Source organism: Acinetobacter sp. G18, from assembly GCF_052660225.1.
Map to the genome: position 1 here is coordinate 796,353 of NZ_CP109658.1, position 17,664 is coordinate 814,016.

The 17,664-nt window shown below is 39.0% G+C and carries 13 protein-coding genes and 1 pseudogene; 13 read left to right on the forward strand and 1 reads right to left on the reverse strand.

Annotation, left to right across the window (positions count from 1 at the left end):
• Positions 1–337: 337 nt before the first annotated feature.
• From sdhC to sucD, 10 genes and pseudogenes are all read left to right on the forward strand, one after another.
• Positions 338–739 (forward strand): succinate dehydrogenase, cytochrome b556 subunit, encoded by a 402-nt coding sequence (sdhC, locus tag NE363_RS03890; protein ID WP_001984863.1) that lies wholly within the window; start codon positions 338–340, stop codon positions 737–739.
• Complete coding sequence (gene sdhD, locus NE363_RS03895; protein WP_003655454.1) at positions 739–1,104, forward strand: succinate dehydrogenase, hydrophobic membrane anchor protein; 366 nt, start codon at positions 739–741, stop codon at positions 1,102–1,104. The genes sdhC and sdhD overlap by 1 nt, the downstream gene beginning before the upstream one ends.
• 12 nt (positions 1,105–1,116) lie before the next feature.
• Entirely contained in the window at positions 1,117–2,952 is a 1,836-nt protein-coding gene (gene sdhA, locus NE363_RS03900; RefSeq protein ID WP_039250058.1) for a succinate dehydrogenase flavoprotein subunit, read from the forward strand.
• A 14-nt stretch (positions 2,953–2,966) separates the two neighbouring features.
• Positions 2,967–3,677 carry a succinate dehydrogenase iron-sulfur subunit gene (locus tag NE363_RS03905; RefSeq protein WP_004705893.1) on the forward strand — a complete coding sequence of 237 codons (711 nt, stop codon included), beginning with the start codon at positions 2,967–2,969 and terminating at the stop codon, positions 3,675–3,677.
• Positions 3,678–3,960: 283 nt separating this feature from the next.
• Positions 3,961–4,089, forward strand: a pseudogene (locus tag NE363_RS03910) (hypothetical protein).
• Positions 4,090–4,246: 157 nt separating this feature from the next.
• The gene (locus NE363_RS03915; RefSeq protein ID WP_346791335.1) at positions 4,247–7,087 is read left to right on the forward strand and encodes a 2-oxoglutarate dehydrogenase E1 component; all 2,841 of its coding nucleotides are present in this window, start codon (positions 4,247–4,249) and stop codon (positions 7,085–7,087) included.
• Positions 7,087–8,283 (forward strand): 2-oxoglutarate dehydrogenase complex dihydrolipoyllysine-residue succinyltransferase, encoded by a 1,197-nt coding sequence (odhB, locus tag NE363_RS03920; RefSeq protein WP_445535861.1) that lies wholly within the window; start codon positions 7,087–7,089, stop codon positions 8,281–8,283. Before NE363_RS03915 ends, odhB begins: the two co-directional genes overlap by 1 nt.
• 62 nt (positions 8,284–8,345) lie before the next feature.
• On the forward strand, positions 8,346–9,779 hold the full coding sequence (gene lpdA / locus NE363_RS03925; RefSeq protein ID WP_002051272.1) for a dihydrolipoyl dehydrogenase: 1,434 nt from the start codon (positions 8,346–8,348) through the stop codon (positions 9,777–9,779).
• A gap of 148 nt (positions 9,780–9,927) precedes the next feature.
• Complete coding sequence (gene sucC / locus NE363_RS03930) at positions 9,928–11,094, forward strand: ADP-forming succinate--CoA ligase subunit beta (RefSeq protein ID WP_001048573.1); 1,167 nt, start codon at positions 9,928–9,930, stop codon at positions 11,092–11,094.
• A gap of 14 nt (positions 11,095–11,108) precedes the next feature.
• Positions 11,109–11,999, forward strand: coding sequence for a succinate--CoA ligase subunit alpha (sucD, locus tag NE363_RS03935; protein ID WP_000114637.1), 891 nt, complete (start codon positions 11,109–11,111; stop codon positions 11,997–11,999).
• A 409-nt stretch (positions 12,000–12,408) separates the two neighbouring features.
• Here sucD and trpS read toward each other — a convergent pair whose 3' ends face one another.
• Positions 12,409–13,422: a tryptophan--tRNA ligase gene (trpS, locus tag NE363_RS03940; RefSeq protein ID WP_004705897.1), complete on the reverse strand. Its 1,014-nt coding sequence runs from the start codon at positions 13,420–13,422 to the stop codon at positions 12,409–12,411.
• 205 nt (positions 13,423–13,627) lie between these two features.
• Between trpS and NE363_RS03945 the strand changes: the two genes are divergently transcribed.
• The 3 genes from NE363_RS03945 (at position 13,628) to NE363_RS03955 (ending at position 17,217) form a co-directional block, all read left to right on the forward strand.
• The gene (locus NE363_RS03945) at positions 13,628–14,557 is read left to right on the forward strand and encodes a DUF808 domain-containing protein (protein WP_288420330.1); all 930 of its coding nucleotides are present in this window, start codon (positions 13,628–13,630) and stop codon (positions 14,555–14,557) included.
• A 26-nt stretch (positions 14,558–14,583) separates the two neighbouring features.
• On the forward strand, positions 14,584–15,483 hold the full coding sequence (gene ypfJ / locus NE363_RS03950) for a KPN_02809 family neutral zinc metallopeptidase (RefSeq protein WP_191103457.1): 900 nt from the start codon (positions 14,584–14,586) through the stop codon (positions 15,481–15,483).
• Positions 15,484–15,714: 231 nt separating this feature from the next.
• The gene (locus NE363_RS03955) at positions 15,715–17,217 is read left to right on the forward strand and encodes a cation:proton antiporter (RefSeq protein ID WP_004705905.1); all 1,503 of its coding nucleotides are present in this window, start codon (positions 15,715–15,717) and stop codon (positions 17,215–17,217) included.
• Positions 17,218–17,664 lie beyond the last annotated feature (447 nt).

Genomic DNA, 17,664 nt, shown 5'->3' on the forward strand with positions numbered 1-17,664 from the left:
TAGACTTGATGAATTATTAACTTTATCTTTAGTCTAAAACGCACTTATTTTAAATAAAGCAGTAGAAAAGATTTTTTTTATAAAAGATGAGATTAAACAAGCACATGTTTTGTTTAATTTTAACTTTGGTATAGGGAGGATCGCTGTTTGGCTATGTGAATGATTCTTATTTAATGAGTTTTTGCGGAAAAGGCAAAGTGGATTGTTTGTATTTTGATATTTCGCGTTTTATAATTCAGTGTCGTTTATAGGTTAGGCATGAGCTGTGCTTGCCTAACAATGCCAGCTTTCCTTGGAATTAATTCAACAAACTCCGGTCGGAGTTTCTACCTACAGGATGCCCGCTGTGAAAAGCAACAGACCTGTCAATTTGTCCATGGGTCAGGTGTTAGCGGTAAATTTACGCTCACCCGTGGCTATTGCATCAATTTTACACCGTTTATCAGGTGTCATCGTTTTCTTATTAGTACCAGTTCTATTATGGATTTTAGATAAATCATTATCTTCGCCAGAAGGATTTGACTACGTTAAAAATGTCGTTTTCGGAAATATCCTTGTACGTTTTGTCGTGTGGGTATTTGTAGCCGGCTTAATTTTCCACTTTATTGCTGGGGTTAAGCATTTGCTTGCAGATCTAGGTTTTGCTGAAGAACTGCAAAGCGGTCGTATTGCAGCGACAATTTCATTGATCTTATCTGTGGTAGCCATTATCGCAGCCTTTGTATGGATTATGTTCTAATGAAAAGTGCTACAGGTTTAACAGGTTCAGGTTCTCGTGATTGGTTTATCCAGCGTGTAAGTGCTGTAGTATTGGCAGCTTATACTGTTGTTCTTTTGGGTTGGATTCTCTGCAAAGGCGGATTTGACTATCAACAATGGGCTGGCTTCATGATGACATTACCAATGAAGATTTTTTCTTTATTGGCAATTTTGTCGCTTATCGCACACGCATGGATTGGTATGTGGCAGGTTTTCACTGACTACGTCACTACTCGTCAAATGGGTCCTTCAGCGAAAGGTTTACGCCTTGTACTGACTACGGCTGTCATTATTGCAGTGTTTGTGTACGCAATCTGGGGTATCCAGATTTTCTGGGCGAATTGATAGGAAGATATCATGGGCGCGATAACCCCTAAAGAAGATTATTCAAATATTCAAAACCTCACTTTCGATGCTGTTATCGTTGGTGGTGGTGGTTCTGGTATGCGTGCATCTTACCAACTTGCTCAAGCAGGTTTGAAAGTTGCAGTACTTACTAAAGTTTTCCCAACACGTTCACATACAGTTGCTGCTCAAGGCGGTATCGGTGCGTCGTTAGGTAACATGCAAGAAGATAACTGGCATTTCCACTTTTACGACACAGTAAAAGGTTCTGACTGGTTAGGTGACCAAGACGCAATTGAGTTTATGTGTCGTGAAGCGCCGAAAGTTGTATATGAACTAGAACACATGGGTATGCCGTTTGACCGTAACGCCGATGGTACAATTTACCAACGTCCGTTCGGTGGTCACTCTGCGAACTATGGTGATAAACCAGTTCCACGTGCTTGTGCTGCTGCTGACCGTACTGGTCACGCATTATTACACACGCTTTATCAAAGCAACGTGAAAATGGGTACTCAATTCTTCGTTGAATGGATCGCTCTTGATTTGATCCGTAACGAAGCAGGTGATGTACTCGGTGTAACTGCAATTGACCAAGAAACTGGCAACATCGCAGTATTCCAAGCTAAAGCAACATTGTTTGCAACTGGTGGTGCTGGTCGTGTTTACCGTGCATCAACAAACGCTTATATCAACACTGGTGACGGTCTTGGTATGGCTGCTCGTGCTGGTATTCCATTACAAGATATGGAATTCTGGCAGTTCCACCCTACAGGTGTTGCGGGCGCAGGCGTATTGTTAACTGAAGGTTGTCGTGGTGAAGGTGCAATCCTTCGTAACAAAGACGGCGAACCGTTCATGGAACGTTATGCACCGACTTTAAAAGACTTGGCTCCACGTGACTTCGTATCACGCTCTATGGACCAAGAAATTAAAGAAGGTCGTGGTTGTGGTCCAAAAGGTGATTATATCTTGCTTGATATGACTCACTTAGGTGCTGACACAATCATGAAGCGTTTACCATCTGTATTTGAGATTGGTAAAAAATTCGCAAACGTAGACATTACTAAAGAACCAATTCCAGTAGTACCAACAATCCATTACCAAATGGGTGGTATTCCTACGAATATGCATGGTCAAGTGTGCTTACCAGAACCTGGTACAGACAACTACACTAAACCTGTAAAAGGTTTCTATGCAATTGGTGAGTGTTCTTGCGTATCAGTACATGGTGCAAACCGTTTAGGTACTAACTCACTTCTTGACTTGGTTGTATTTGGTAAAGCTGCTGGTGAGCACATTATCGACTACGTAACTAAGCACCATGGTGATGAATATGCACCGCTTCCAACAAACGTATTAGAGCAAACTTTAGAGCGCGTGCGTAAGTTGGATGACTCAACTACTGGTGAAAATGCTCAAGAAGTTGCTGATGCAATTCGTGATATCGTTCAAGATCACGCGGGTGTATTCCGTACTCAAGCTTTACTTGATAAAGGTGTTAAAGAGATTCTTGCTCTTGAACCACGTGTACGTAACATTCACTTGAAAGATAAATCTAAAGTATTTAACACTGCGCGTGTTGAAGCGCTTGAAGTTGAAAACTTATATGAAGTTGCAAAAGCTACATTAATTTCAGCTGCTGCGCGTAAAGAATGTCGTGGTGCGCATACGGTAGTTGATTATGAATTACCAGCAGATCACCCAACTTATTCATACGGTCGCCGCGATGATGAGTGGATGAAACATACTTTATGGTATTCATCAGATAACCGTTTGGAATATAAGCCAGTGCGCTTCAAGCCGTTAACTGTTGATGCAATTCCACCAGCACCACGTACATTCTAATCGGGAGTATAAAGATGAGTAGAGGTACTCGTACATTCGAAATCTACCGCTATGATCCTGATAAGGATAAAGCGCCGTACATGCAAACTTTCAAACTTGAATTGACTGATAAGCACCGTATGTTGCTTGATGCATTGCTTGCTTTGAAAGTTCAAGACGAAACGTTAACATTCCGTCGTTCATGCCGTGAAGGTATTTGTGGTTCGGATGGTGTGAACATCAATGGTAAAAATGGTTTGGCTTGTTTATGGAATTTAAACGACCTACCTGAGAAAATTGTAATTCGTCCATTGCCAGGTTTGCCGGTTATTAAAGATTTGGTTGTTGATATGAACCAATTCTATGATCAATATGACAAAATTCAGCCATTCTTGATCAATAACCAACCAGCCCCACCTAAAGAGCGTTTACAGTCTCCTGAAGAGCGTGAACACTTGAATGGTTTGTATGAATGTATTCTTTGTGCATGTTGTTCAACTTCATGTCCATCATTCTGGTGGAACCCTGATAAATTCTTGGGTCCTTCAGCATTGTTGAATGCATACCGTTTTATTATCGACTCTCGTGATACTGCAACAGCAGATCGTTTGGCTCGTCTTGACGATCCATTCAGCTTATTCCGCTGTAAAGGTATTATGAACTGTGTGTCAGTATGTCCTAAAGGTTTGAATCCAACAAAAGCAATCGGTCATATCCGTAACATGTTGTTAGATCAAGCGGGTTAATTCTGCGCAAATAGGAAACGCACATCCTTGATGTGCGTTTTTTTTTAACTTTATAATACGCACCTTATACTTTAGTCGGTAAAATAGGGGTTTTTATATAAAGCACCATATATTAATAGATAAAATTGGATATGTATTTCGCCAATTTATAGATGGTATGTGTCAAAAAAATCAATCGTTCGTTAAGAACATGATACGATTTGCCACAAAGTTATAGGTGAAAAAAGCGTATACTAGTGAAATTAAATTAAGTGGCACGATCTTAGATCAGTGCTTAATTTTTATGGTCAAAGTCATTTTAGAAAAGTTAATTGTATAGTTAATTTTTCTAAAAAGATTTGCAAAAAATTGCTCGGTTTTAATCGAGTATAAGGTGAGTGATGATGCCATTGAGGGCGTTGTGATTCATTAATTACCTATGGAGTTTTCTCTCTAGGTAGTATGACGCCCCATGGTCGTAAAGACCTGTTGGGTAAGTAGTGTCATTTTTACCGATTTGACATTATGCATCATGGGTGTGCTTAAAAGGCAGCCTGTAATATTTTTTGCAATAGGAAATGGGTCCACAAATGCAAGAAGTTGCTGACGCATTGCGTCTTGACACTGAACTTTCCGCTGATAGTGCAGCGTATATTGAAGAACTTTACGAGCAGTACCTGACTTCCCCAACCTCTGTAGCTGAGGACTGGCGCCAATATTTCGATAAATATCCAAAAGGTGACCAACCACACAGCGCTGTGCGTGAGCAATTCCTATTACTAGGACGTAATGCTAACCGTGTTCAACCTGTTGTACAAAGTACTGTAAGTACTGAGCATGAGCGTCGTCAAATTGGCGTTTTACAGCTTATTGCTGCTTATCGCAATCGCGGACATCAAAAAGCTAAATTAGATCCATTAGGTCTTGCTAAGCGTGAAGATATTCCTGATTTAGATCTTTCAGCACATGGTTTAACCAAATCAGATTTAGACACAGTATTCAACACAGGCAATCTTGAAATTGGTAAGAGTGAAGCAACTCTTGCTGAAATGATTGAAGCAATGGAAGCGATCTATTGTAGTTCAATCGGTGTTGAATACATGCATATCGTGGACACAAAAGAAAAGCGTTGGATTCAACAACGTCTTGAAAGTGCCCGTGGTAAGTTCAATTACTCAAATGATCAAAAGAAAGGCTTCTTAGAGCGTTTAACTGCTGCTGAGGGTCTAGAAAAATATCTTGGTAATAAATACGTCGGCGCTAAACGCTTTGGTGTTGAAGGCGGCGAATCTTTTATTCCTATGGTAAATGAGATTATCCAGCGTGCTGGTGCTGTAGGTTGTAAAGAAGTTGTTATCGGTATGCCACACCGTGGCCGTTTGAACCTTCTTGTTAACATTATGGGTAAAAACCCTGCGGACTTATTTGGTGAGTTCGAAGGTAAATCAATTCATAAAAAAGGTTCTGGTGACGTTAAATACCACCAAGGTTTCTCAAGTAATGTAATGACTCCAGGTGGCGAAGTTCACTTGGCATTGGCATTTAACCCATCTCACTTGGAAATTGTTGGTCCTGTAGTTGAAGGTTCTGTACGTGCACGTCAAGTACGTCGTAGAGACATCGGCGGTGATGACGTATTACCAGTTATTGTTCATGGTGATGCTGCATTTGCAGGTCAAGGCGTGAACATGGAAACCTTCCAAATGTCACAAACTCGTGGCTATACGGTTGGTGGTACGGTTCATATCATTGTGAACAACCAAGTTGGTTTCACAACTTCTGATCCGCGTGATGCACGTTCTACAGAGTACTGTACAGACGTTGCTAAAATGATTCAGGCACCAATTTTCCATGTAAATGGCGATGATCCTGAAGCAGTTATCTTTGCTACTCAATTAGCACATGATTTCCGTCACGAATTCCGTAAAGATGTTGTTATCGATTTGTTCTGTTATCGCCGTCGCGGCCATAACGAAGCAGATGAGCCATCTGGTACACAGCCATTGATGTATCAAGTAATTGCGAAGAAAGCAACTACTCGTACACTTTATGCTGATCAACTTGTACAACAGAAAGTACTTGATCGTGCTGAAGCGGATCAAATGGTTGAAGATTACCGTTCTGACTTAGAAGCGGGTAATCATGTAGCAAACGCATTGATTCTTGAACCAAATACCAAAATGTTTGTTGATTGGACTCCATATTTGGGCCATGACTACACAGACGATTGGGATACTTCATTCGACTTGAACCGCCTTAAAGAATTGGGCGAGGGCATGAGCAAACTTCCTGAAGGGTTTGTAATGCAGCGTCAAGTTCAAAAAGTAATTGAAGATCGTGTGAAAATGCAAACTGGTGAAACTCCTTTGAACTGGGGTGCAGCAGAAACTTTAGCTTATGCAACTTTATTAGATGAAGACTATTTAGTTCGTATTACTGGCGAAGACGTGGGTCGTGGTACCTTCTCACACCGTCATGCGAAATTGCATAACCAAGCTGATGGTTCAACTTACATTCCACTTTGTCATGTTAAAGAGAACCAACCACGTTTTGCGATTTACGATTCTTTATTATCTGAAGAAGCAGTTCTTGCATTCGAATATGGTTACGCAACTACAATTCCTAAGAGCTTGATTATTTGGGAAGCACAATTTGGTGACTTCGTAAACTGTGCTCAAGTTGTGATTGACCAGTTTATTGCTTCTGGTGAGACTAAGTGGGAACGTGTTTGTGGTTTAACAATGTTGTTACCACACGGTTTCGAAGGTCAAGGTCCAGAGCATTCTTCAGCTCGTTTAGAACGTTTCTTACAGTTATGTGCTGAAGATAACATGCAAGTGATCACTCCAACGACACCTGCACAGATTTTCCATGCATTACGTCGTCAAGCTGTACGCCCAATTCGTAAGCCATTGATCGTAATGTCACCAAAATCTTTACTTCGTCATAAACTTGCAACTTCTACTTTAGAAGAACTTGCAAATGGTTCATTCCAAACTGTAATTGACGAAATCGATCAAATTAACAAGTCAGATGTAACTCGTCTTGTACTTTGTGGCGGTAAAGTTTACTACGACTTACTCGAAAAACGTCGTGAACAAAACTTAACTAATGTTGCAATCGTACGTATTGAACAGTTGTATCCATACCCAGAGCAACGTCTTGCGGAAATCTTGGCTGCTTATCCAAATGTGAAAGAACTCGTTTGGGCACAAGAAGAGCCGAAGAACCAAGGCGCATGGTTATTTATTGCACCGCGTTTATATGACGATATCTTAAAATCTGGCAAACAAATCCGTATCAGTTTTGCAGGTCGTGAAGCTTCTGCTGCACCAGCTTGTGGCTCACCGTACTTGCATGCAAAACAACAAGCTCAGCTAATTAATGATGCATTGGCAATCGAAGCTGAACAATCAGGAGATTCTCAATAATGGCAACCGAAATTAAAGCACCGGTATTCCCAGAGTCTGTTGCAGATGGCACCATCGCAACTTGGCATAAAAAGGTGGGTGAACCTGTATCACGTGATGAAGTAATCTGTGATATTGAAACCGACAAAGTTGTTTTAGAAGTTGTTGCTCCTGCAGATGGTAGCTTGGTTGCAATCATTAAAGGTGAAGGCGATACAGTTCTTTCTGACGAAGTTATTGCTCAATTCGAAGCTGGTGCTGGTGCAGCGGCTGCTGCTCCTGCGGTAGTAGAACAAGCAGTTGCTCAAACTCAAGCTGGTGCAGCTCCTGTTGTTGAACGTACAGAAACTGTATCTGATCAAGCTCCTGCGGTTCGTAAAGCTTTAACTGAATCTGGTATTGCTGCTGCTGACGTACAAGGTACTGGCCGTGGTGGTCGTATCACTAAAGAAGATGTTGCAAACCATCAAACTAAACCAGCTGCTAACGTTACTCCGTTAAGTGTTGCTGTTGGTGAGCGTATCGAAAAACGTGTTCCAATGACTCGTTTACGTAAGCGTGTTGCTGAGCGTCTTCTTGCTGCAACTCAAGAAACTGCAATGTTAACTACATTTAACGAAGTTAACATGAAGCCAATCATGGAATTGCGTAAGCAATATAAAGATGCTTTCGAAAAGCGTCATGGTGCTCGTTTAGGCTTCATGTCATTCTTCGTTAAAGCAGCAACTGAAGCGCTTAAACGCTACCCAGCTGTAAATGCTTCAATTGATGGCGACGATATCGTTTATCACGGTTACTATGACATCGGTGTTGCAGTATCTTCTGATCGTGGTCTTGTTGTTCCAGTATTACGTGATACTGACCGTATGAGCTATGCAGAAGTTGAAGCAGGTATTGCTGCTTATGCTGGTAAAGCACGTGACGGTAAATTATCTATCGAAGAAATGACTGGTGGTACTTTCACAATCACTAACGGTGGTACTTTCGGTTCATTGCTTTCAACTCCTATTTTGAACCAACCGCAAACTGGTATCTTGGGTATGCACAAAATCCAAGAGCGTCCTATGGCGGTAAATGGTCAAGTTGAAATCTTGCCAATGATGTACTTAGCGCTTTCTTATGACCACCGTATGATCGATGGTAAAGAAGCTGTAGGTTTCTTAGTAGCAATCAAAGAGTTGTTAGAAGAGCCAGCTAAACTCATCCTTGATCTTTAATTTCTTCGAATAAATACCTACCAGGGTAGAGCGATCCTCTATCCTGGTTTATGGAGATAAAAATGTCTCAACAATTTGATCTTGTTGTCATCGGCGGTGGTCCTGGTGGTTATGAAGCTGCAATTCGCGCTGCTCAACTAGGTTTTAAAGTCGCTTGTATTGAAAAACGTATTCACAACGGTAAGCCTTCTTTAGGTGGTACTTGCTTAAACGTAGGTTGTATCCCTTCTAAAGCTTTGCTTGATTCTTCTCATCGTTATGAAGATACAGTGCATCACTTAGCTGATCACGGTATTACAACTGGTGAAGTGAATTTCGATCTTGCAAAACTTCTTGCTCGTAAAGACAAAATTGTTGACCAATTAACTGGCGGTATCGATCAATTGCTTAAAGGCAACGGTATTGAGTGGTTAAAAGGTACAGGTAAATTACTTGCTGGTAAAAAAGTTGAGTTCGTTTCTCATGAAGGTGAAACTCAAGTTTTAGAACCTAAATACGTAATTCTTGCGTCTGGTTCTGTGCCTGTAAATATTCCTGTAGCTCCTGTAGATCAAGACATTATTGTTGATTCAACTGGCGCATTAAACTTCCCAGAAGTACCTAAGCGTTTAGGTGTGATCGGTGCTGGTGTAATCGGTTTAGAGCTTGGTTCAGTATGGCGTCGTCTTGGTGCTGAAGTTGTTGTATTTGAAGCAATGGATGCATTCTTGCCAATGGCTGATAAAGCTTTGGCAAAAGAATACCAAAAGCTTTTAACTAAGCAAGGTCTTGATATTCGCGTTGGTGCTAAAGTTTCTGGCACTGAAGTTAATGGTCGTGAAGTGACTGTTAAATACACTCAAGGTGGCGAAGAAAAAACTCAAACTTTTGACAAGTTAATCGTTTGTGTTGGCCGTAAAGCATATGCAGAAGGTTTATTGGCTGAAGATTCAGGCATTAAATTAACTGAACGTGGTTTAGTTGAAGTAAATGATCACTGTGCAACTTCTGTAGAAGGTGTATACGCGATTGGTGACTTGGTTCGCGGTCCAATGCTTGCTCATAAAGCAATGGAAGAAGGTGTAATGGCTGTTGAGCGTATTCACGGTCACGCAGCTCAAGTGAACTATGACACAATCATTTCTGTTATCTATACACACCCTGAAGCGGCGTGGGTAGGTTTAACTGAAGAGCAAGCTAAAGAAAAAGGTCATGAAGTAAAAACTGGTCAATTCGGTTTTGCTGTAAATGGTCGTGCTTTAGCGGCTGGTGAAGGCGCAGGTTTTGTTAAGTTCGTTGCTGATGCAAAAACTGACCGTTTATTAGGTATGCATGTCATTGGACCTGCAGCATCTGATATCGTTCACCAAGGTATGATCGCTCTTGAATTTGTATCTTCAGTTGAAGATCTTCAGTTGATGACTTTTGGTCACCCAACATTCTCTGAAGTTGTTCATGAAGCTGCACTTGCTGTAGATGGTCGTGCAATTCACGCGATTCAACGTAAGCGTAAATAAAATTAAAGAGCGGTTCTCCGCTCTTTTTCACATTCGATGGTGTGATTAAAAAATCATCAAGTTGATAGACGTAGACAGCAATTTGCATATACAACATGAGAATGTTGCGCAAATTGAAGACAACAAACAAAGTTAAGTAGGTAACTAAATGAACTTACATGAGTATCAAGCTAAAGCGTTATTGAAAGAATATGGTATGCCGGTACAAGAAGGTATCTTGGCAACCAATGCAGACGAAGCAGTTGCTGCATTTGAACAGCTTGGTGGTAAATTCGCTGTAATGAAGGCGCAAGTTCATGCTGGTGGTCGTGGTAAGGCTGGTGGCGTTAAAGTTGCAAAATCTAAAGAAGATGTTATCGAATTTGCAAACAATATCATTGGTACTCGTCTTGTAACGTATCAAACTGATGCAAATGGTCAGCCAGTAAACAGCATCATTGTTGCTGAAGACGTATATCCAGTTGAGCGTGAGCTTTACTTGGGCGCGGTTGTAGACCGTTCTAGCCGTCGTATTACTTTCATGGCTTCTACAGAAGGTGGTGTAGAAATCGAGAAAGTTGCTGAAGAAACTCCAGAAAAAATTATCAAAGTTGAAGTTGATCCATTAGTTGGCTTACAACCATTCCAAGCACGTGAAGTTGCGTTTGCTTTAGGTTTGAAAGACAAACAAATCGGTCAATTCGTAAAAATCATGACAGCTGCTTACCAAGCATTTGTTGAAAACGATTTTGCTTTATTTGAAATTAACCCACTTTCAGTTCGTGAAAATGGCGAAATTTTATGTGTAGACGCGAAAGTAGGTATCGACTCTAACGCGCTTTACCGTTTACCTAAAGTTGCTGCTTTACGTGACAAATCTCAAGAGAATGAGCGTGAATTAAAAGCATCTGAATTTGATCTTAACTATGTTGCTTTGGAAGGTAACATCGGTTGTATGGTTAACGGTGCTGGTCTTGCAATGGCAACTATGGACATCATTAAACTTTATGGTGGTCAGCCTGCAAACTTCCTTGACGTTGGTGGCGGTGCAACTAAAGAGCGCGTAATCGAAGCGTTCAAAATCATCCTTGCTGATACATCTGTACAAGGTGTTTTAATCAACATCTTCGGTGGTATCGTACGTTGTGACATGATTGCTGAAGCAATTATTGCAGCGGTTCAAGAAGTAAACGTAACTGTTCCAGTTGTTGTTCGTTTAGAAGGTAACAACGCTGAGTTAGGTGCTAAATTACTTGATGAATCTGGTTTGAAATTAATTTCTGCGAACGGTTTGTCTGATGCCGCAGAAAAAGTTGTAGCTGCAGTTAAAGCGTAAGGGGAGTATCAATCATGAGCGTATTAATTAATAAAGACACTAAAGTATTGGTACAAGGTTTTACTGGTAAAAACGGTACTTTCCACTCTGCACAAGCTTTAGACTACGGTACAAAAGTTGTTGGTGGTGTTACTCCAGGTAAAGGTGGTACAACTCACCTTGACTTACCAGTATTCAACACAATGAAAGAAGCTGTACGTGAAACAAATGCAGATGCATCTGTAATCTATGTACCAGCTCCATTCGTTTTAGATTCAATCGTTGAAGCGGTTGATTCAGGTGTTGGCCTAATCGTTGTGATCACTGAAGGTGTTCCAACAATCGACATGCTTAAAGCAAAACGTTATTTAGAAACTAACGGTAACGGTACTCGTTTAGTTGGTCCTAACTGCCCAGGCGTGATCACTCCGGGTGAATGTAAGATCGGTATTATGCCTGGTCACATCCACCAACCAGGTCGTATTGGTATTATCTCACGTTCAGGTACATTGACTTATGAAGCGGTTGCTCAAACAACTAAGCTTGGTTTAGGTCAGTCTACTTGTATCGGTATTGGTGGTGACCCAATCCCAGGTATGAACCAAATTGAAGCTCTTCAATTGTTCCAAGACGATCCAGATACTGATGCAATCATCATGATCGGTGAGATCGGTGGTACAGCGGAAGAAGAAGCTGCTGAATTCATCAAATCTAACGTGACTAAGCCTGTAGTAGGTTACATCGCTGGTGTAACTGCTCCTAAAGGTAAGCGTATGGGTCACGCTGGTGCGATCATTTCTGGTGGTCAAGGTACTGCTGAAGAGAAATTTGCTGCATTTGAAAAAGCAGGTATGGCTTACACTCGTAGCCCAGCTGAGCTTGGTTCAACTATGTTGCAAGTATTAAAAGAGAAAGGTTTAGCTTAATAGCTTCCTTGAAGCTTTAAAAAATACCGCATCTGAAAAATGATGCGGTATTTTTTTGCATCATTGAAAAGTAGCATAAAATGAAATAAGAAATAATAAGTCGAAAAAAAGACAAAAAAATACGCAATGATTGGGGTGATCACTGCGTAGAACAACGAATCTGTTAAAAACAGTTTCGGCTTAAGGAGAAATGTCGTGAGGTTCATATCAACCTACTTAAGCTATGTTAGTTAAGGTTTAATATTTCTTCATTAAGGTTCGCGTTAATTAGTGTTACTTCACGTTAAAAGGGTAAGTGCATGTGAATCATTATAAATATATTAAAAATGTAAAAGTTTAAACTATTGAATCTTAATATAATTATAAAAAAAGCCCCGTAGGGCTTTTCATTTATATGTTAACTCTAGAGTTAAAACTTAAATAAGCCTAAGCCATCTTTAACTTCATCTAAAGTTTGTTGAGTAATGATTCTGCATTTGTCAGTACCTTGACGTAAAACATCCATAATATAGTCAGGATCTTTAGCAAGTTCTTCGCGACGTTCACGAATAGGTGTAATTAATTCTTTTAACACACCTTCAAGACGTTTTTTAACAGTACCGTCACCAAGACCACCGCGGCGATAATGTGCTTTTAATTCTTCAACTTCTTCTTTATTTGGATCAAATGCATCTAAATAAGTAAATACAATATTTCCTTCAACTTGACCTGGATCTTCAATACGAAGGTGATTTGGGTCTGTGTACATCGCATTTACAGCTTTTTTAATGTCTTTGTCAGAAGCATTTAAAACAATAGTATTGCCTAATGATTTAGACATTTTTGCTTTACCATCAAAACCTGGTAAACGAGCCATATTAGAAAGTAAGGCTTTACATTCAGGTAAAAGGTCTTGACCAATTTGGCGATTCACACGACGGACCACTTCATTGGTTTGTTCAATCATTGGAATCTGATCTTCACCCACTGGTACTACAGTTGCTTTAAAAGCCGTAATATCAGCAGCCTGTGCAACAGGGTAGCAAAGGAAACCAGCAGGAATGTCACGTTCAAAACCACGCATTTGAATTTCAGATTTGATGGTTGGGTTACGTTCTAAACGAGCTACAGTTACAAAGTTAAGATATAACATTGTAAGCTCATTCAATGCAGGTAAACATGACTGTACGCAAATCGTGGTCTTAGTTGGATCAATACCAACTGCTAAATAATCTAGAGCAACTTCCAAAATATTGCGACGTACTTTATCTGGGTTATCTGCATTGTCAGTTAGGGCTTGTGCATCTGCTAATAAGAGATGTTGATGATGGCTATCCTGTAAACCTACACGTGAACGCAAAGAACCGACAAAATGCCCAAGATGAAGTTGTCCGGTTGGGCGGTCGCCTGTCAAAATAATTGGACGCTGATCAACATTACTCATTATTTATTCCACTATCGTATTGGCTTAATCAGGGATAGTAAGCCCTGTAATATAAAGATTGGCATTATTGTACGGGAAATAAAATTTTTTCGTCAGCGATTGGTTAAACTTTCTTAAAATAATATTGTGAATTTATTCGGTAAAATTACAGAAATTAGAATATTTCATCTTACAATAGTCAGATAAATACAAACTTGGATAAGAAATGGCAAGTGGCTTACTTTTATTACTAGATGATATTGCAACAATTTTAGATGATGTCGCTTTAATGAGCAAAATGGCAGCAAAGAAAACTGCTGGTGTTTTAGGAGATGATTTGGCTTTAAATGCACAACAGGTAACAGGTGTACGCGCTGATCGTGAACTGCCTATTGTGTGGAAAGTCGCTAAAGGTTCATTAGTTAATAAGCTTATTTTAGTACCTTTGGCTTTATTAATTAGTGTGATTGCTCCTTGGCTGATTAACCCGCTATTGATGCTAGGTGGCTTATTTTTATGTTATGAAGGTGTTGAAAAGGTTCTTCATACGATCATGCATAAAAAAGCTTCGACCTCTGAAGAAGCAGAAAAAGAGTTTAATAATGAAGAGTTAGATTTAGAAGCCTTTGAAAAAGAGAAAGTAAAAGGAGCTATTCGAACTGACTTTATTTTATCTGCTGAAATTGTTGTTATTTCTTTAGGTACGGTTGCTACTGCTGCTTTAATGACAAAAATAAGTGTCCTTAGCATTATTGCTGTTGTGATGACGCTAGGTGTTTATGGCTTGGTTGGTGTGATTGTTAAAATTGATGATTTAGGATTATATTTAACAAAACAAGCTGCTTCTTTCAAACAGACATTAGGACGTGGGTTACTTGCTTTTGCTCCTCTTTTGATGAAGTTACTTTCTATTGTTGGCACTATTGCAATGTTTTTAGTAGGTGGAGGGATTATTAACCATACGATTCCTTTACTTCATCATATTACTGAAGATACGGTCGATCATTTAGAAACTATACCTGCGGTCGGAAATATTATTGGTGCTTTAACACCAACATTGATGAACTTTGTGATAGGAATGATTGCTGGTGCAGTTGTATTAATTATCGTAAGTTTAATACAAAAAATTTGGCCTAAAAAAGCATCGAACTCTTGATGCCATTCTAAAATAAGAGGGAAATTATGCGTTGGAGAGATCGTAGAGTCAGTACCAATGTTGAGGACCGTCGAGGTGGGGGCGGTGTTAAAGCAGGCGGTATTAGTATTATTGGTTTGGTCGTAGCATTTGTTGCATGGAAATTTTTTGGCGTTGATCCACAAATGGCCTATCAGGCAACGCAGCAGGTTACTGCTTCACAACAATCAAATGAAACTGCACCGCAAACTTTAACACCTGAGCAAAAAGAAGCTTCAGATTTTGTTGGAACAGTATTAGCTGATACAGAAGATACCTGGACACCTATATTTAAACAGTTAGGTAAAACTTATACGCCACCAAAGTTGGTTTTATTTAGTGGAATGACTCGTTCAGGTTGTGGCACTGCTCAATCTGCAATGGGACCCTTTTATTGTCCGGCTGACCAGAAAGTTTATATTGATACTGAATTTTTTAAAGATATGCGTGAGCAAATGGGTATCTCGGGTGAGCAAAATAAATCAGAGCTCTCTCGCCAAGATCAGGCAGGTGATTTTGCACAAGCCTATGTTGTTGCGCATGAAGTAGGTCATCATGTTCAAACCTTGCTTGGTATTTCTTCCCAAGTGCAACAAGCTCGTTCGCAAGTCAGTCAGAAAGAAGGTAATCAGTTATCTGTTCGTCAAGAGTTACAAGCAGACTGTTTAGCAGGTATATGGGCAAATCATAATCAACAGCGTACTCAGTTTTTAGAAGCGGGCGATGTTGAAGAAGCAATGGATGCTGCTCAAAAAATTGGTGATGACTATTTACAAAAACGTGCAACAGGTCAAGTTGTGCCTGATAGTTTTACCCATGGCACCAGTGAGCAAAGGATGCATTGGTTTCAGGTGGGGTTAAAGTCAGGTAATATTAATCAATGCGATACTTTTAATAACGCTATTTGAACTACAAAGATGAGTTTGCCATAGGTTCAGGTGAACTCATTTTTTATAATCTCTCTGATTCATAATTAATGTTAAGAAATTTAACTAATTGCTATAGTGCTTAGCGTAATTCGTTAAACTTATATTCTAACTTTTAATTGCTTGGGCACATATGAAGTGCCCATTTTTTCGCTCTGTTCAGTTTAGCTGTCTAGGTTCTTATTTGGTCATTGACCCAGAAGAAGGGTGTTCATGGGTAATTTTTTCTTATTACAAGCATTTACGGTTGTATTTGCCTTATCAATTGCAACCACTATATTCAATAAGCGTATTTTAGGCTTTCCTCAAGCGATTGGCGTACCTCTTGTTTCTGCAATTTTTGTCTTCATTTTGCAATGGGGCGCCAGTCTCTTAAATGGTAATCAGTTCATTAGCATTAATATTCATAATATTGAAAATGCAGTTCGAAATATTGATTTCTATGACTTTTTAATTAATGGTGTTATTTGTTTTATTCTGACATCTTCAGCACTTAAATTTAAAATTTCAGATTTAAGAAGTTATTGGAAACAAATTAGTATTTTAGCAACGATTGCACTCGTTATCTGCGCAGTATTGTTTGGTGGTCTACTTTATGGTTTCCAATTGTTGATTGGTCATCATGTACCAATATTGGTTCTTCTGTTGTTAGGTGCAGCCTTGGGTGCAACAGACCCCATTGGTATTAAGGGCGTTTTAAGTTCGATTCGGGCACCCCATCATCTTATTGTGAAATTAGAAGGCGAATCTTTATTTAATGATGCGATGTGTATTGCATTATTTATGACACTACTTAATGTTTTACAGGGTGAACATTTTTCATTAGTTGCAACGTTGGAAGCTTTACTTTATGAAATTGTGGTTGCCATTGGTATTGGATGGGCGTTTGGTATAGGAACATTACGTCTATTACGTGGTAAGCACGAAATGGAATCCTTGATTTTAACGACGGCATTGCTGGCCAGTGGCGCATATCTGGTGGCTTTATTTGCCCATGCATCTGCACCAATTGCTTGTGTGATTGGGGGGTTAATTGTTGGAAATAAATGGAAAGAAATTCGTGAAGAACGTGAGATTAGAGAAGTTAACCATTTTTGGCATACAGTAGAAGGAATTATCAATTCATTCTTATTTACTTTAATTGGTCTTGAATTATTTATTCTAGATTTAAACTTTAGTCTGATTTTGGGTGGAATTGTTGCTTTCCTTATTCTGCATATTTCGCGTTTTGCGGCAAACTTTATGTCTTTTGCCTTCTTCCCAACAATGCGAAAGACCAAAAGTTACAATGGTAGTTTAACCATTTTATCTTGGGGAGGGGTTCGGGGAGGCATTTCACTTGCTTTAATTTTAGCAGTTGCAAATATTCCCGCGCTTAGCCCTTATAGTAGTATTCTCATTGGATACACCTTTATTAGCGTATTATTATCTGGTGTAGTGTGTGGTCTGGGCTTACCAGCGGTAATGAATGCCTTTTATTATAATCCAAATGAAGAAAAGGAAGGGCTTAAAGGTTTTTATCAAAAACTATGTCATAAAATGAACCGCCGTGGTTTTCAATATGTAGTTGGAGAAGATGCGTTGGGAAGAGAAACAATCACAATCTTTAATCCAGATGTTATTGTTGATCAAAAAACTGAAGATGGTATTGCAACTATGCACGATCCAAATAAGTTACAAGAAGTAAAACGCTTTGAAAGCCCTGATAATTTTTAGAAAAACTTAAAAGTGCATTTAATTAAAATTAAAAAGTATGGTTTTAGTGTAATAATAAAATATTCACTAAGGCCATTTTTTTTCTATATATATCATTAATAATATATTTTATTTTGTTTAAATATTAAAGGTTGTTATATAAAGATTTGAATTGAGATAACTTTCAATAATTAAAAGCTAAATTTGTTTTATATATAAAACAATTTAATTTATGTTTATTTAAAATTATAAGAATAAGAACGAGAATTTTATTTATATAAAATTTGTATTAATTAGTTTTTTTTCTTTGAGGACTTTAGTATTTGTTTTTTTTATTTTAAAGTGGTTAATGTAAAAATGATCACATTACTTAATGTTTTTAAGTTGTAGGTCAAAAAACTCAAAAACGTTAAGTGAAAAAAATTATCATAAAATCATTTAAATCAATAATATAAAAGGAATATAGAT

Bases quoted from the DNA above. Each gene is read 5' to 3' on its own strand.
- sdhD (WP_003655454.1), top strand. From the start codon at position 739: ATGAAAAGTGCTACAGGTTTAACAGGTTCAGGTTCTCGTGATTGGTTT.
- sucD (WP_000114637.1), top strand. From the start codon at position 11,109: ATGAGCGTATTAATTAATAAAGACACTAAAGTATTGGTACAAGGTTTT.
- lpdA (WP_002051272.1), top strand. From the start codon at position 8,346: ATGTCTCAACAATTTGATCTTGTTGTCATCGGCGGTGGTCCTGGTGGT.
- odhB (WP_445535861.1), top strand. From the start codon at position 7,087: ATGGCAACCGAAATTAAAGCACCGGTATTCCCAGAGTCTGTTGCAGAT.
- sucC (WP_001048573.1), top strand. From the start codon at position 9,928: ATGAACTTACATGAGTATCAAGCTAAAGCGTTATTGAAAGAATATGGT.
- trpS (WP_004705897.1), bottom strand. From the start codon at position 13,422: ATGAGTAATGTTGATCAGCGTCCAATTATTTTGACAGGCGACCGCCCA.
- NE363_RS03905 (WP_004705893.1), top strand. From the start codon at position 2,967: ATGAGTAGAGGTACTCGTACATTCGAAATCTACCGCTATGATCCTGAT.
- sdhA (WP_039250058.1), top strand. From the start codon at position 1,117: ATGGGCGCGATAACCCCTAAAGAAGATTATTCAAATATTCAAAACCTC.
- NE363_RS03955 (WP_004705905.1), top strand. From the start codon at position 15,715: ATGGGTAATTTTTTCTTATTACAAGCATTTACGGTTGTATTTGCCTTA.
- NE363_RS03915 (WP_346791335.1), top strand. From the start codon at position 4,247: ATGCAAGAAGTTGCTGACGCATTGCGTCTTGACACTGAACTTTCCGCT.
- ypfJ (WP_191103457.1), top strand. From the start codon at position 14,584: ATGCGTTGGAGAGATCGTAGAGTCAGTACCAATGTTGAGGACCGTCGA.
- sdhC (WP_001984863.1), top strand. From the start codon at position 338: ATGCCCGCTGTGAAAAGCAACAGACCTGTCAATTTGTCCATGGGTCAG.
- NE363_RS03945 (WP_288420330.1), top strand. From the start codon at position 13,628: ATGGCAAGTGGCTTACTTTTATTACTAGATGATATTGCAACAATTTTA.